The following is a 14,840-nucleotide window of genomic DNA, read 5'->3' on the forward strand; positions in this document are numbered from 1 at the left end:
GGGGGACATGGCCAGGCGCGAGAGAGTCATGAGGATGTCGGTCGAGCTGCCGCTGTGGCGCGCGCTCGCCGGCTACCGCGTGCTCACCATGCTGTACGCGATCGGGTTCTTCGCCACCGCCTACTCCGGCTTCGCCCGGCCCTGGCTCGCCGTCGCCTACTACGCGGTCCTGTTCGTGTGGACCCTGGTCACCCTCCCCAAGGTCACGAACGCCGCGAACTGCACCAAGCGGTTCCTCGCCGCCGACCTCACCGTCGCGCTCACCGGCATCCTGCTCACGCCCTTCGCCGACGCCCACGAGCGCGTCATGGACGGCGGTCCGACCCTGCCCTCGATATGGACCGCCGGTTCCGTGCTGGCCTTCGCCATCAAGGGCGGCTGGCGCTGGGCCGCCGTCGCCTCCACCCTCGTCGCCGTCGCCAACCTGGTCGAACGCGGCACCCCGGCCCGCGACACCGTCCACAACGTCGTCCTCGTCTGGGTCGCCTCCATCGCCATCGGCTACGTCGTCGAGGTCGCCCGCGCCTCCGAGCGCACCCTCGCCCGCGCCCTGGAGATCGAGGCGGCGACCAGGGAGCGCGAACGGCTCGCCCGGGACATCCACGACAGCGTCCTCCAGGTGCTGGCGATGGTGCAGCGCCGGGGCGCCGTCATCGGCGGCGAGGCGGCCGAACTGGGCCGGCTGGCCGGTGAGCAGGAGGTGGCCCTGCGCACCCTGGTCTCCGGGGGCCTGGTGCCCGTCTCCCGCGTCTCGGAGGACGCCGCGGAGGGCGCCGTCGTCCGGATGGTCGAGGAACCGGAGAGGGCCGACCCGGACGGTCCCGTCGACCTGCGCGCCCTGCTGGCCCCGTACGCCGGCTCGCTGGTGAACCTCGCCGAGCCGGGCGCCCCGGTCCTCCTCGCCCCGGCGGCCGCACGGGAGCTGGCGGCCGCGGTGGGCGCCGCGCTGGACAATGTCCGCGAGCACGTGGGCGAGCAGGCCCGCGCGTGGATCCTGGTCGAGGACGAACCGGACGAGGTGATCGTCACCGTCCGCGACGAGGGACCCGGCATCCCGGACGGGCGCCTCGCCGAGGCCGAGGGCGAGGGCCGGCTCGGCGTGGCCCTGTCGATCCGCGGCCGGCTGCGCGACCTCGGGGGCTCGGCCGAACTGATCTCGGTGCCCGGCCAGGGCACCGAAGTCGAACTGAAGGCACCGAAGAAGACCGCCGGTACCCGCGGTACCGGCGCACGGGGGAAGGCAGCGGACCATGAGTGAACGACAGGACCCGGGCCGGCGCGACCCGGGCCGACAGGATTCGGAGCGGCAGGAATCGGGTCGGCAGGAATCGGGTCGGCAGAATCCGGAACGGCAGAGCCCGATCAGGGTCATGGTGGTCGACGACCACCCGATGTGGCGCGACGCCGTGGCCCGCGACCTGGCCGAGTCCGGCTTCGACGTGGTCGCCACCGCCGGCGACGGCGACCAGGCGGTGCGCCGGGCCGCCGCCGCCGCGCCCCACGTCCTCGTGCTCGACCTCAACCTGCCCGGCAAGCCCGGCGTGCAGGTCTGCAAGGAGGTCGTCGGCACCGACCCGAAGCTGCGCGTCCTCGTGCTCTCGGCGAGCGGGGAGCACGCCGACGTGCTGGAGGCGGTCAAGTCCGGCGCGACCGGCTACCTGCTGAAGTCGGCCTCCACCGAGGAACTGCGGGACGCGGTGCGCCGTACGGCCGCCGGCGACCCGGTCTTCACCCCGGGACTCGCCGGACTCGTCCTCGGCGAGTACCGCCGCCTCGCCTCCGAGCCCGCGCCCGCCGCGGGCACCGACGACCCCGGCGCGCCCCGGCTCACCGACCGGGAGACCGAGGTGCTGCGCCTGGTCGCCAAGGGCCTGAGCTACAAGCAGATCGCCGAACGCCTCGTCATCTCCCACCGCACCGTGCAGAACCACGTCCAGAACACCCTCGGCAAGCTCCAGCTGCACAACCGCGTGGAGCTGGTGCGGTACGCGATAGAACGGGGTCTGGACGACGCGTGACCCGCGCGGGACAGTGGCCTGGCCTCAACCACCCACTGTGGCAAGGGGATTACGCGATGGAGGTCGGAGTGCTGACCGGAGGCGGCGACTGCCCCGGGCCCAACGCCGTCATCCGGGCCGTCGTCCATCGACTGCGTGCACGACGGGGACTTCGGCAAGATGGTCGCCCTGCGCGGCACGGCCATCGTCCGCGTCCCGATCGCAGCGGCCACCGCCCGGCTGAAGATCGTCGACCCGGCGCTGTACGACGAGGTCGGCGTCTTCTTCGGCTGACCGGCGAGGTACCTGCCGCTGACCGGCGGGGGCGGGCCGAGGGCCGTATATTCGGCCCGGAGCCCACCACCACGGGAGCGGTCATGGAGATCCTTGCCTTCGGCGTCCAGGCCGACGAGAAGCCCCTGATCGAGCGGGCCTTCGGCGACCACGAGGACGTCCGCTGCCTGGACGTCTTCCTCAACGAGGACACCGCCCCCATCGCGGCGGGCCACGAGATCGTCTCCACGTCCGTCAACGCCGAACTCGGCGCGGAGGTCCTGGAGATCCTCGCGGCCGGCGGCACCCGGATGGTGGCCCAGCGCTCCACCGGCTTCAACAACGTCGACCTGGCCACCGCCGAGCGGCTCGGCATGACCGTGGCCCGGGTGTCGCACTACTCGCCGTACTCGGTCGCCGAGTTCGCCTGGGCCCTCGCCATGGCCGTCAACCGGCGGATCGTGCGCGCCTCCATCCGCACCCGCGACTTCGACTTCCGCCTCGACGGCCTGATGGGTCGCGACCTGCACGGCCGCACCGCCGGCGTCCTCGGCACCGGCAAGATCGGCGAGGCCTTCGCCCGGATCGCCCACGGCTTCGGCATGCGGCTGCTGGGCTGGGACGTCGCCGAGAACCCGGCCTGCGCGGAGCTGGGCATGCGCTACGTCCCCAAGGACGAGCTGCTCACCCGCTCCGACCTGATCACCCTGCACGTCCCGCTGATGGCCGAGACCCGGCACCTGATCGACGCCGCCGCTCTGAAGGCGATGCGCGACGACGCCATCCTGATCAACTCCAGCCGCGGCGGACTGATCGACACCGCGGCCCTCGTCGGCGAACTGCGCGCGGGCCGGTTCTCGGGCGTGGGCCTGGACGTGTACGAGGCGGAGGCGGGCCTGTTCTTCCTCGACAAGTCCCTGCAGGCCGTCGAGGACGACACCCTGGCCCGCCTCGTCACCTTCCCGAACGTGCTGGTCACCTCGCACCAGGCGTACTACACCGAGGACGCCGTCGGCCAGATCGTCGACACGACCGTGCGCAACGTCCTCGACTACCGGGCGGGCCGCCGCTCGGAGAACGTGCTCGTCCCGCGCAGCTGACCGGCCAGCTCCCGCACGATCGCCGTGCCGTTCAGCGTCAGCACCGACTCCGGGTGGAACTGCACCCCCGCGAAGCCGTCGCCCCGCAGCGCGTGCACCTCGCCGCCCGCCGAGCGGCTCACCTCGACGCCGTGGGCGGCCAGCTCCAGAGCGGCCTCGTCGTCGCAGCGCGCCGTGAAGCTGTTGTAGAAGCCGACCGTCTCCCGCCGCCCGAACAGGTCGATCTCCGTCTGCGCTCCCTGGTACGGCACCTCCTTGCGGACGATGTCGAGCCCCAGCTCGGCCGCGATCAGCTCGTGCCCGAGGCAGACGCCGAGGACGCCGTGCCGGTGCGTCCCGAGCACCTCGGCGGTCAGGGAGCGCAGGAGACGCATCTTCCGGTCGGCCCGGTCCGAGGGGTCACCGGGTCCCGGCCCCAGCACCACCGGGCCGCCCTCGTGCCCCAGCACCGCCTCGCGCAGCCCCGGCTCGTCGTACCGCCGTACGCTCACCGTGAGCCCCGAGGAGCGCAGCACGTGCGCGAGCATCGCCGTGAAGGTGTCCTCCGCGTCGACGACCAGCGCGTGCCCGGTCAGCGCGGCCGACGGCTCCTGCATCCGCAGCCAGAACGGCGCCAGCGAGGCGCGGCGCCCGTCCAGCGCGGCCCGCACCCGGGGATCGTCGGCCAGCCTCGGCCGCCCGGCCTCCGCCCGCGGCCGGGACGGACGTACGCCCAGCGCCGCCAGTACGCCGGCCGCCTTGGCGTGGGTCTCGGCGACCTCACCCGCCGGGTCCGAACCCCGCACCAGCGTGGCGCCGACCGGCACCCGCAGCCGGCCCTCCGCGTCGATGTCGGCGGTGCGGATCAGGATGGGGGAGTCGAGCGTCTGGGGGCCGGCGAAACGCCCGGGGCCGTCTCCCGGGTCCCGCCCGAGCAGGGCCAGCGCGCCCGCGTAGTAGCCCCGCCCGCCGGTCTCGTGCCGCTCGATCACCCGGCAGGCGTTCTGCACCGGCGAGCCGGTGACCGTCGCCGCGAACATCGTCTCCCGCAGCACCTCCCGCGCGTCCAGGGAGGACTTGCCGCGCAGCTCGTACTCGGTGTGCGCGAGGTGCGCCATCTCCTTCAGCCGCGGGCCGACCACCACGCCGCCCATGTCGCCGACGGTGCACATCATCTTCAGTTCCTCGTCGACGACCATCGACAGCTCCTCGATCTCCTTGCCGTCGGCGAGGAAGCCGAGCAGGTGCTCGGGGGTCGGCCCCTCGGCGGGGTAGCGGTACGTGCCGCTGATCGGGTTCATGACGACCGTGCCCCCGGACATCCGCACGTGCACCTCCGGGCTGGCCCCGACCAGCGTGCGGTCCCCGGTGTGCACCACGAACGTCCAGTACGCGCCCCGCTCACCCTCCAGCAGCCGCCGGAACAGGGCCAGCGCGTCGGCCCGCCCGAACCCGGGGATCCGCCCCTGGTACGTCCGCCGGATCACGAAGTTGGCGCCCTCGCCGCGCCCGATCTCCTCGTCCAGGACCCGGCCGACGGTCCGCGCGTACTCCTCGTCGCCTACGTCGAAGCCGCCGCCCTCCACCCGCACCTCGTGCGCGGGCAGCTGCGCCAGCGCCTCGGCGAGCGGGATGCCGTACCGCTCGTCGGGGGTGAGCATCAGCAGCGGTGTGCCGTCGTCGCGGACGTCGAAGCCGCGTTCGCGGATCTGCCGGAACGGGACGAGCGCCAGGCCTTCGTCGGGCAGGCCGGCGAGTGTGTCGTGCTCCGTGACCGGGCCCAGCAGTAGTTCCACGAGGTCGTGGTCGTGGCCCGGGGCGCGGCGGCGCAGCAGGGCGAAGGGGCGGGGGTCGGTCAGGAGGCTGTCGAGCGGTGTCATGGTCCGTGTCCTTCTCGGTTCGTCGGAGAGGAGGAACGGACCCGGACTCTGAAACGCCGAAGGCCGCCCCTCGGGCGGCCTTCGCGGAGTCTTGCGTCGCGCGCAGTCAGTGGGCCGCCGGATGAGCGGTCCACCACCAGTTCTGGGTCGAGTGCGCGAACATGGCGTCGACCCTAGCGCATCCGCGCGCGGCGCCGCGGCACGTCCCGCGATGCGGGACGGCCGCGGCGCACCGCATCAGATGATCATGCCGTACGTGTTCCAGCCGCCGCCGATCCTGGTGCGGCCCTTGAACGGCGCCGAGGCGCTGCCGGTGCCCTGGTAGAACCAGAGCACGCCGTCCTTGTCGCGGGCGATCAGGTCCGGCACCCCGTCGCGGTTCAGGTCGCTCGGCCCGTTCAGCATGTCGTACACGTACCAGCCGCCGCCGACCCGGGTGCGGGCCTCGAACACGGCCGACGCGTCGCCCGTGCCCTTGTACAGCCACAGCACGCCGCTCTTGTCGCGGGCGACCAGGTCCGGCTTGCCGTCGCCGGTGAGGTCGCCGGTGTCGGTCAGCATGTTGTAGACGTACCAGCCGCCGCCGATCCTGGACTTGGTCTCGAAGGGCGCGGCGGTGTTGCCGGTGCCCTTGTAGAGCCAGAGCACGCCGCTCTTGTCGCGGGCGATCAGATCCGGCCTGCCGTCACCCGTGAGGTCCCGGGCGCCGGTGATCGTGTCGTAGACGGACCAGCCGCCGCCGACCCGGGTGCGGGACTCGAACGGCTCCGTCATGTCGCCGCTGCCCTTGTAGTACCAGAGCACGCCGCTCTTGTCGCGGGCCACCGCGTCGCCGGTGCCGTCGGCGCGCAGCGCCGTGAGCGTCGTCACCGCGTTGTAGGTGTTCCAGCCGCCGCCGATGCGGAAGCGGCCGAAGAACGGCGAGGACGCGCTGCCGGTGCCCTGGTACTGCCACAGCACGCCCGAGGAGTCCCGGCCGAGGATGTCGTAGCGGTCGGTGCCCGGGTCGGGCGTGGTGCCCTTGACCAGCTGGACGTCGGCCGTGCGGACGTAGCCGATGCGGTGGTTGAAGCGGATCGGGTAGTACGTGGTGTCGCCCACGACCACCGTGCGCGAGCCCTCGCCCGAGCCGTCGATGTTGCCGCTGTTGTAGTACGAGCCCTTCATGGCGCCGCCGGCCAGGGCGTACTTCTGTCCGGAGAGGACGCCGTACTTGCTCAGCGACTCGTTGTTCTTGTTCTGGACCGGCACTCCGGTGCCCGTGTACGCGCTGTCCTCGGGGTAGGCGCGCCCGTACACCGGTATGGAGCTCGCCCCGGCCTTGGCCGTGACCACGTCCGGCGTGCCGACGGCGGCGGCGAACTGGCCGCCCCGGTTGTAGAACCAGGCCTTCTTGCCGCCGTACCAGATGGCCGTCCAGTCCTGCCGTGCCTCGGCGACCACGAACTCGCCGCCGGCCAGGACCTTGTTGCCCCAGTTCCAGCCCTCGGACCAGGACTGGCTGCCCAGGTAGGGGTCGGTGAGCATGGCCGAGGAGGTGGACGGCGAGGAGTAGAGGTAGACGAAGTTCGCCGGCTGCTTGGGGACCGAGGAGCCGCCGTTGGTGATCTTCGGCTGGTTCGCCGTGGTGAACGGCGGGACGACGCGGATCACCTGGCCGGGCTTGTACGGGCCGCCCGGGCCCTCGGCGCCGGTCGGGGCGCCCAGCAGGTCCATGTAGTGGTTCCAGTCCCAGAACGGGCCCGGGTCCCAGTGCTGGGACCTCACGTTGCCGTCCAGGACGCCCGGGACCTCGTCGTGGCCGAGGATGTGCTCACGGTCCAGCGGGATGTCGTACTTGCCGGCCAGGTACTTCACCAGCGCGGCCGACGACTCGTACTGCGGCTCGGTGTACCAGCTGCCGTCCTTGATCGCGTAACCCTCGTGCTCGATGCCGATCGAGTGCATGTTGAGGGTCTTGTTGGCCGCGTGCCACGCCTCGTTCTTCGTCTCGACCATCTGGGTGACCAGACCGTCGGAGGCGCGGATCAGGTAGTGGGCGCTGGCGTACGAGTACGAGTTCTGGAAGACGCCCAGGGCGCTGCTGTAGCTGCCCTCGGTGTCGTGGATCACGATCGAGGTGATCTCGTGGCCGGCCGTGGGGCGGCTCGCGATGTTGTAGTTGCCCCAGTCGTCGATGCCGCCGTTCTGCTTGTAGGCGGCCGGACGGAAGTCGCAGTTCAGACCGGACGGGCACTCGGGGGCGGGGGCGGCGGAGGCCGCCGCCAGCTCCAGGTCCGTCGTCTTCTTCGGCTCGACCGCCGGGTCGGCCGGCAGCGTCAGGGACTGGCCGTCGGCGGTGACGCGCTTCTCACCGGTCTTGATCGACTCGAACACGCGCTTCGCGAAGAGCTGGGCGCCCTTGTGGTCCGGGGCCTGGCTGGCGCGGGCCACCGCCGGATACCAGGCGCCGGGGTCCTCGGGCAGCGAACCGGTCGCGTCCTTCTGGTACTTGGCCAGCAGCGCGGCGCCCGCCCGGATGCTCTCGCCGGTGTCGCTCTGCACCTTCTCGGCCGACGCGTCGATGAGGTCGGCCGCCTCGTCCAGGGTGTGCAGCCGCGGGTCCTCGGTGTCGACGGGCTTCTCGTCGAGGCTCTTGAGGGCCTTGTCGGCGTCGAAGTGCTTCTCGACGACGGGGTCGCCGCTGCGGTTCATGTGCTCGAGCCGGTGCTCGCGCTCCTCGGCGGCGCTGCCGTTCTCGAGGCTGTCCGCGTCGACGTCCGTGAGCCCCATGACGTTGTACGCGCCGGTGGTGCTCGGCAGGCCGTCGTGGTCCTCCCAGCGCGTCTGGCGGTACGAGACCGCCATCAGCACGCTCTGCGGGACGTCGAACTCCTCGGCGGCCTGCTCGAACTCGCTCTGCAGCCGGGCCCCCGGGGCCACGGCGGCCTGCGCCGGGTCCGAGCCGAGCAGGCCGGGCGAGGCCAGGGCCAGGCCGCCGGCGGTGGCGGCGACGGCCACTGCCGAGGCGACGCCGTAGACGAGCATTCTCTTCTTCTTGCGGTCTCTTCGATGGTCCGCGCTCAAAACCCCACCCCGGTATGCCCTCGATTATGTATATGTGTGTGAGTCCGCTGTGATCCGAACTACAGAGGCGCGTGAGGCTACCAACCCGGGCGCGGGCGCCTGCAGGGGGGGTCCCGTCGAGCCGTGTGGAGCCGTGTCCCAGACCCTGCCGCGTCGTTGACCCTTTCATGCTCCCCGCGCGCGGGGATGGCCCGAAGCTCAAGACGCTGCTTCGGACGGGCGCAGCTTGCTCCCCGCACTCGCGGGGCTGACGGGCGCACTCCGCACGACGGGGTACGCCCGTCTCACGGACTGAGCGTGGCGATGGACGGTCTGACCGACCGCGTACTGTTGGGCGCGTGACCGTGAACGCTGATTCCCGAAACGTCGCCGCTCAGGCGACATGGCGAAGCCTGCCCGCGGCGCAGCAGCCCGAGTACCCGGATGCCGAGGCTCTGCGCGATGTGATCGCCGAGCTCGAATCGTATCCGCCGCTCGTGTTCGCCGGAGAGTGCGACCAGCTGCGTGCTCGGATGGCCGCGGTCGCCCGGGGGGAGGCGTTCGTCCTCCAGGGCGGCGACTGCGCCGAGTCGTTCGACGCGGTGTCCGCCGAGCACATCAGGGCGAAACTCAAGACCCTCCTCCAGATGGGCGCCGTCCTCACCTACGCCGCCTCCGTGCCCGTGGTGAAGGTCGGGCGGATCGCCGGCCAGTACTCCAAGCCGCGCTCCAAGCCGACCGAGACCCGCGACGGCGTGACGCTGCCGACCTACCGCGGCGACTCCGTCAACGGCTTCGACTTCACCGAGGCGGCCCGGGTCCCCGACCCCGAGCGGCTCAAGCGCATGTACCACGCCTCGGCGTCCACGCTGAACCTGGTGCGCGCCTTCACCACCGGCGGCTACGCCGACCTGCGCCAGGTGCACGCCTGGAACCAGGACTTCGTGAAGTCCTCCCCCTCCGGCCAGCGCTACGAGCAGCTCGCCCGGGAGATCGACAACGCGCTGAACTTCATGCGGGCCTGCGGCACGGACCCGGCCGAGTTCCAGACCGTCGAGTTCTTCTCCTCGCACGAGGCGCTGCTGCTGGACTACGAGTCGGCCCTCACCCGCGTCGACTCGCGCACCGGGCAGCTGTACGACGTCTCCGGGCACATGGTGTGGATCGGTGAGCGCACCCGGCAGCTGGACCACGCGCACATCGAGTTCGCCTCGCGGATCCGCAACCCGATCGGCATCAAGCTCGGCCCGTCCACGACGGCCGAGGAGGCGCTGCAGTACATCGAGCGGCTGGACCCGGAGCGCGAGCCCGGGCGGCTGACCTTCATCGTCCGGATGGGTGCGGACAAGATCCGCGACAAGCTCCCGGAGCTGGTGGAGAAGGTCACCGCGTCCGGCGCGACCGTCGCCTGGATCACCGACCCGATGCACGGCAACACCTACGAGGCGGCCTCCGGTCACAAGACCCGCCGCTTCGACGACGTGCTCGACGAGGTCAAGGGCTTCTTCGAGGTGCACAAGTCGCTCGGCACCCACCCGGGCGGCATCCACGTGGAGCTGACCGGCGACGACGTCACCGAGTGCGTGGGCGGCGGCGACGAGATCTTCGTCGACGACCTGCACCAGCGCTACGAGACGGCCTGCGACCCGCGGCTGAACCGCAGCCAGTCGCTCGACCTGGCGTTCCTGGTGGCGGAGATGTACCGGGACCAGTGACGGTCCGCCCCGTGGCGGGCGGGTGAAATGGGGCGCGGGTCACACGGGATCCGCGCCCCTCCCACTTTTGCCGGCCTTGCGCGATGGGTAAGGTTAGGTTTGCCTCACCGATCAGTCGGGTCCTCCGGTCGTCGGTATGGCGCGACCTTGTACCCCGCTCGGGAGGTGAACCGCGTGTTCGTCTGCAGCTGCTTCGGTGTCACCGAGGAACAGGTGAAGAGTCACGCGGAGGCCGGCGCGTGCACGCCCCGGCAGATCGCCTCCGCCTGCAAGGCGGGCACCGACTGCGGCGGCTGCGTACGGCGCATCCAGGCCCTGCTCGGGCGCGGTGCCTGCCCCCGCCGGCAGCTGGCCGACCAGGGTGCCCCGGTGCTCGCGGAGCTTCCCGAGGCGGCCTAACCCCACCGCTCTAGAGGGAGCCCGGTCCCGACGGGTCCGGCTGGGTCTGCTCGATCACCGTCGACAGGTACAGCGACTCGCCCAGCTTCTCGACCAGGTCGAGCTGGGTCTCCAGGTAGTCGATGTGGTGCTCCTCGTCGGCGAGGATCGCCTCGAAGACGTTGGCCGACGTGATGTCGTGCTTGGCCCGCATCACCTCGATGCCCCGGCGCAGCCGGTCGATCGCCTCCAGCTCGATCTCCCGGTCGGCCTGGAACATCTCGGTCACGCTCTGGCCGACCCGCACGTGGAAGAGGCGCTGGTAGTTGGGCAGGCCGTCCAGGAGCAGGATGCGGTCGGTGAGTACCTCGGCGTGGCGCATCTCGTCGAAGGACTCCGCGCGCGTGTACTTCGCGAGCTTGTGCCAGCCCTTGTGGTCCTGCAGCTTCGCGTGCAGGAAGTACTGGTTGATGGCCGTGAGCTCGGCGGTCAGCTGCTCATTGAGGAACTCGATGACTTCCGGGTCGCCCTGCATCGCTTGACGCTCCTTCGAACGGGAACAGGCGTGTTGCGCGGCATGATTGCACCGGCGTCGAAGATCGTCCAGTAAGTCTTGACTTAGTAAGTAAGTACAGGCTCAGTAGCCTTGATGGCGATTGCGGGTGGTTTGCCCGAATGTAAGTGGGGTGGGTCAGGGGTATCGGTCCGGGTCTGTCAGGATGGAGGCATGGGTCAGCCGCTGGAACACGGATCGGGAGAAGACGGTTCGCAAGGAGCGTCGCGGTTCGAGCTCCCGCCCGGGCAGCGACTGCAGCGCGGCTGGCCCGTCACCCACTACGGACCGGTCCCCAAGTTCCGGCCGGAGCGCTGGGAGTTCCGGGTCTTCGGCGTCACCACCGACGACGAGAAGCACGGCTGGACCCACGACGAGTTCACCGCCCTGCCGTACACCACGGTCGTCGCCGACCTGCACTGCGTCACGAAGTTCAGCATGCTCGGCTCCGAGTGGGGCGGCGTCCCGGCCGCCACGATCCTGGAGCTGGCCCCGCCCGCGCCCGCCGTCACCCATGTGATGGTCTGGGCCGAGTACGGCTTCAGCTCCAACCTCAGGCTGTCCGACTTCGCCGCCGAACGCACCCTCTTCGCCACCCACAAGGACGGCGAGCTGCTCACCGCCGAGCACGGCTTCCCGCTGCGGCTGATCGTCCCGCACCTGTACGCCTGGAAGGGCCCGAAGTGGGTCCGCGGCATCGAGTACATGACCGCCGACCGGCGCGGTTTCTGGGAGGAGCGCGGCTACCACAACATCGGCGACCCGTGGCGCGAGCAGCGCTACTCCTACCAGGAGGAGCCCGGGGACGGCCCCGGGCTGTGAACCGGCGCGGCCCTCTCGGGGGCCTCGGGGGTCAGCCGTCGCGCAGCTTCTTCAGCCGCTCCACGTCCGCCGCGTGCCCCTCCTTGCCGCCGGGCGTCTCGATGACCAGCGGCACGCCCTCGGTCGCGGGGTGGGTCATCAGCGCGCGGAAGGGGTCCTCGCCGATGTGACCGGCGCCGATGTTCTCGTGCCGGTCCTTGTGCGCTCCCGCCACGTCCTTGGAGTCGTTGGCGTGGATCAGCTTCAGCCGGCCCTCGCCGACCGTGTCCACCAGCAGGTCGAGGGTCTGGTGCATGCCGGAAGGGCCGGTCAGGTCGTGGCCCGCCGCGAAGATGTGGCACGTGTCCAGGCACACTCCGAGCTTCGGATGGGCGTCCAGCGCCTCGAAGTACGGCCCGAAGTCCCAGGTCCGCGAGCACAGGGAGGCACCCTGCCCGGCGGTCGACTCCAGCAGCAGGTACGGGTCGTCGTCGTGGGTCAGCTCGTCGAGCAGCGGAAGCATGTGTTCCCGGACCTGCTTCAGCGCCACCGCCCGGTCCCGTCCGCCGGTCGCGCTCCCGGTGTGCACGACGACGCCGAGCGCCCCGATGGCCCGCCCGCGCCGCAGCGAGTGCCGCAGCGACTCCACCGACCGCTCCACCGTCGCCTCGGTGTGCGAGCCGAAGTTGATCAGGTACGGCGCGTGCACGTACGCCGGGATCGACTCGGCCGCGCAGGCCTCGCGGAAGGCCTCGTCCTGCTTCGGGTTGCCGACCGGGGTGGCCCAGCCGCGCGGGTTGGCGACGAAGACCTGCACGGTCTCCGCCTTCAGCTCACGGGCGTAGGTCAGCCCCACGGAGTGCAGCCCGCCGGCCACCGGGATGTGGCCGCCGACGGGGTTGCGGGGGAGGGCGGTGGGTGCGGGGGCCCCGGGGGAGGACGCCGTGGGTGAGGGGGCGGACCGTTGACTCTTCACCCGTCCAGGGTGTCATGCGGCCGACGGTGCCCCGTCACCTGATGGTGATCTTGATGGTGGACCCCTCGGGAGCCGTGTCCCCGCCGTCCACGGACTGCTTCTCGACGGTGTCGCCGAACAGTCCGAGCAGGCCGCGGTCCTCGTCCACGTCGAAGCCGGCGTCCCCGAGCTTCCTCTTGGCGTCGTCCACGCTGTCGCCGACCACGTCCGGGACCTCGATCATCCGGGGACCCTTGGACAGCGTGAGCGTCACCGTGTCGCCCTCGGCGGCACGCCCGCCCGCGTCCGGCGTCTGCCGGGCCACCTGGCCGCTGTCGTACTCCGAGTTCACCCGCTCGTCGGCGACCTTCACCTTCAGGCCGGCCTCCGTCAGCTCGCTCTTCGCGTCCTCCAGGTCGTCGCCGGTGACGTCCGGGACGTCGATCGGGCTGCCCTTGCTGACCACCAGGGCGACCGCGGAGCCCGCGCGCACGGTGGTGCCCGACCGCGGCTTGGAGGAGATCACGAAGCCCTTGGCCACCTCGCCGCTGAAGGCCTCGGTGACCATGCCGGGCTCCAGACCCTCGTCCTCCAGCAGCTTGCGCGCCTTGTCCAGCCTGTAGCCGGACACGTCCGGCAGCTTCACGGTGTCGGGGCCGTCGGAGACGGTGAGCGACACGGAGTCGTTCTTCCGGATGCGGTCGCCCACTCCGGGATCGGTGCTGATGACCTTGCCGCGCTCCACGGTGTCGCTGTAGGCGTGCTGCACCTTGCCGACGTCGAGACCGGCCTCGTCCAGCCGGTCCCGGGCCTGCGCCTCGGTCTTGGACAGCAGCGGCGGCACCTTGGTGAACTGGCCGGAGTTGATGTACCAGACGCCGGTGCCGACCCCGAGCACCAGCAGGACGGCCACGACGATTCCCAGCGGGCCGGGTCGCGGCCGCAGCAGGCGGGACCGGGGCGGGGCCGGCGGGGGAGCGGAGAGCCGACTGGTGCGGTCGACCCCGTCCGCGCCGAGCCCGCCGTCGCCCTCGTCCTCGTTGACGGGCAGCGGTCGGGGCATCGTCAGCGCGCGCGGGATGACGCTCGTACGGTCCTCGGCGTTGTCGTGTTCCGCGGCGAGGGCCTGCGGCGGCACCGCGTCCAGCTGGTCCGGGCTCAGCGCCGCACGTGCCTCGCGGGTCCGCGCGAGCAGTGCCACCGCCTCGTGGGGCCGGATCTCCGGGTTGCGTGCCGTCGCCGCGGCGACCAGCTCGTCCAGCTCGAACGCCATCCCCGGCACGGCGGCCGACGGCGGCGGCACGTCCTCGTGGAGATGCTTGTAGAGCACCGCCGCGGGCGAGTCCCCGTCGTGCGGTTTGGCGCCGGTCAGCATCTCGTACAGCACGACACCGCACGCGTACACGTCGACCCTGGGATCGGCCGTGCCGTGCTCGATCTGCTCGGGCGCCAGGTAGGAGACGGTGCCGAGGACGGCGCCGGTGGTGCTGGTGACGGTGTTCACGGCGCGGACCAGGCCGAAGTCGGCGACCTTGACCCGGCCGTCGTCTCCTATGAGCACGTTCTCCGGCTTCATGTCCCGGTGCACGAACCCCGCCCGGTGCGCGGCACCGAGCGCGGCGAGGACCGGCTCCAGGATGTCCAGCGCGGCCCGCGGCCGGAGCGCCCCGCGCTCGCGCAGCACGTCCCGCAGGGTGCAGCCCGCGATGTACTCCATCGCCAGGTAGACGTACGCCCCCTCGGCCCCCTGGTCGAAGACCTGGACGACATTGGGGTGGTCGAGCCGCGCCACCGACTTGGCCTCGCGGATGAACCGCTCGACGAAGGTGGCGTCGGTCGCGAGCGTCGGGTGCATCACCTTCAGCGCGAGCACGCGGTCCAGGCGGGTGTCCACGGCCCGGTAGACCGTGGCCATCCCGCCGACCGCGATCCGCGCCTCGACGCGGTACCGGCCGTCGAGCACCTGCCCGACGAGAGGGTCCTGAAGGGTCGTGTCCACGCAAGTGAGTCTACGAGCCGACACCGACACCCCGCGCCGCTGCCCGAATCCGGGGCGGTACTGAAGCGCAGCTGTGACGTAACGCACCCAGCTGCGGGCAGTCGTGCCTCCCCCAGTGCCTGAACGGCCTGGGAGGTACCCCCAGGGCGGCACGGGTGGGCGCAG

Annotated in this window: 12 protein-coding genes and 1 pseudogene; 7 read left to right on the forward strand and 6 right to left on the reverse strand. The window is 71.4% G+C overall.

The window, feature by feature from the left end; translation table 11 throughout:
- Positions 1 to 7 precede the first annotated feature (7 nt).
- The 4 genes and pseudogenes from AB0P07_RS15655 (at position 8) to AB0P07_RS15670 (ending at position 3,370) form a co-directional block, all read left to right on the forward strand.
- Entirely contained in the window at positions 8 to 1,258 is a 1,251-nt protein-coding gene (locus AB0P07_RS15655) for a DUF5931 domain-containing protein (protein WP_365550467.1), read from the forward strand.
- A 112-nt stretch (positions 1,259 to 1,370) separates the two neighbouring features.
- Entirely contained in the window at positions 1,371 to 2,018 is a 648-nt protein-coding gene (locus AB0P07_RS15660) for a response regulator transcription factor (protein WP_365550470.1), read from the forward strand.
- A gap of 123 nt (positions 2,019 to 2,141) precedes the next feature.
- Positions 2,142 to 2,291: pseudogene (locus AB0P07_RS15665) on the forward strand (6-phosphofructokinase); the annotation flags it as partial.
- Between the two features lie 83 nt (positions 2,292 to 2,374).
- Entirely contained in the window at positions 2,375 to 3,370 is a 996-nt protein-coding gene (locus tag AB0P07_RS15670; RefSeq protein WP_365550473.1) for a 2-hydroxyacid dehydrogenase, read from the forward strand.
- Here AB0P07_RS15670 and AB0P07_RS15675 read toward each other — a convergent pair.
- The 3 genes from AB0P07_RS15675 to AB0P07_RS15685 form a co-directional block, all read right to left on the reverse strand.
- On the reverse strand, positions 3,322 to 5,229 hold the full coding sequence (locus AB0P07_RS15675; protein WP_365550476.1) for an anthranilate synthase family protein: 1,908 nt from the start codon (positions 5,227 to 5,229) through the stop codon (positions 3,322 to 3,324). The two genes, AB0P07_RS15670 and AB0P07_RS15675, sit on opposite strands and share 49 nt — an antisense overlap.
- A 106-nt stretch (positions 5,230 to 5,335) precedes the next feature.
- Entirely contained in the window at positions 5,336 to 5,467 is a 132-nt protein-coding gene (locus tag AB0P07_RS15680) for a trp operon leader peptide (protein WP_125632419.1), read from the reverse strand.
- Positions 5,467 to 8,295, reverse strand: a complete 2,829-nt coding sequence (locus AB0P07_RS15685) for an N-acetylmuramoyl-L-alanine amidase (protein ID WP_365550479.1) — start codon at positions 8,293 to 8,295, stop codon at positions 5,467 to 5,469. The genes AB0P07_RS15680 and AB0P07_RS15685 overlap by 1 nt, the downstream gene beginning before the upstream one ends.
- Before the next feature lie 338 nt (positions 8,296 to 8,633).
- Here AB0P07_RS15685 and AB0P07_RS15690 point away from each other — a divergent pair, with 338 nt between their 5' ends.
- Both AB0P07_RS15690 and AB0P07_RS15695 read left to right on the forward strand, forming a co-directional pair.
- Entirely contained in the window at positions 8,634 to 9,989 is a 1,356-nt protein-coding gene (locus AB0P07_RS15690; RefSeq protein WP_365550481.1) for a class II 3-deoxy-7-phosphoheptulonate synthase, read from the forward strand.
- Positions 9,990 to 10,154: 165 nt separating this feature from the next.
- A complete protein-coding gene (locus tag AB0P07_RS15695; protein WP_030869393.1) occupies positions 10,155 to 10,388 on the forward strand; it encodes a bacterioferritin-associated ferredoxin in 234 nt (77 codons plus the stop codon).
- A 10-nt stretch (positions 10,389 to 10,398) separates the two neighbouring features.
- Here the strand turns inward: AB0P07_RS15695 and bfr are convergent, their stop codons facing one another.
- Positions 10,399 to 10,902: a bacterioferritin gene (gene bfr / locus AB0P07_RS15700; protein ID WP_030402138.1), complete on the reverse strand. Its 504-nt coding sequence runs from the start codon at positions 10,900 to 10,902 to the stop codon at positions 10,399 to 10,401.
- A 192-nt stretch (positions 10,903 to 11,094) separates the two neighbouring features.
- Here bfr and AB0P07_RS15705 point away from each other — a divergent pair, with 192 nt between their 5' ends.
- Positions 11,095 to 11,742 carry a sulfite oxidase-like oxidoreductase gene (locus AB0P07_RS15705; RefSeq protein ID WP_365550485.1) on the forward strand — a complete coding sequence of 216 codons (648 nt, stop codon included), beginning with the start codon at positions 11,095 to 11,097 and terminating at the stop codon, positions 11,740 to 11,742.
- A gap of 31 nt (positions 11,743 to 11,773) precedes the next feature.
- Here the strand turns inward: AB0P07_RS15705 and AB0P07_RS15710 are convergent, their stop codons facing one another.
- Both AB0P07_RS15710 and pknB read right to left on the reverse strand, forming a co-directional pair.
- The gene (locus tag AB0P07_RS15710; protein WP_365550487.1) at positions 11,774 to 12,697 is read right to left on the reverse strand and encodes a deoxyribonuclease IV; all 924 of its coding nucleotides are present in this window, start codon (positions 12,695 to 12,697) and stop codon (positions 11,774 to 11,776) included.
- Positions 12,698 to 12,731: 34 nt separating this feature from the next.
- Positions 12,732 to 14,675, reverse strand: coding sequence for a Stk1 family PASTA domain-containing Ser/Thr kinase (gene pknB / locus AB0P07_RS15715; RefSeq protein WP_365550490.1), 1,944 nt, complete (start codon positions 14,673 to 14,675; stop codon positions 12,732 to 12,734).
- Positions 14,676 to 14,840 lie beyond the last annotated feature (165 nt).

Source organism: Streptomyces sp. NPDC085944 (assembly GCF_040686295.1).
Taxonomy (GTDB): Bacteria; Actinomycetota; Actinomycetes; order Streptomycetales; family Streptomycetaceae; genus Streptomyces; species Streptomyces salinarius.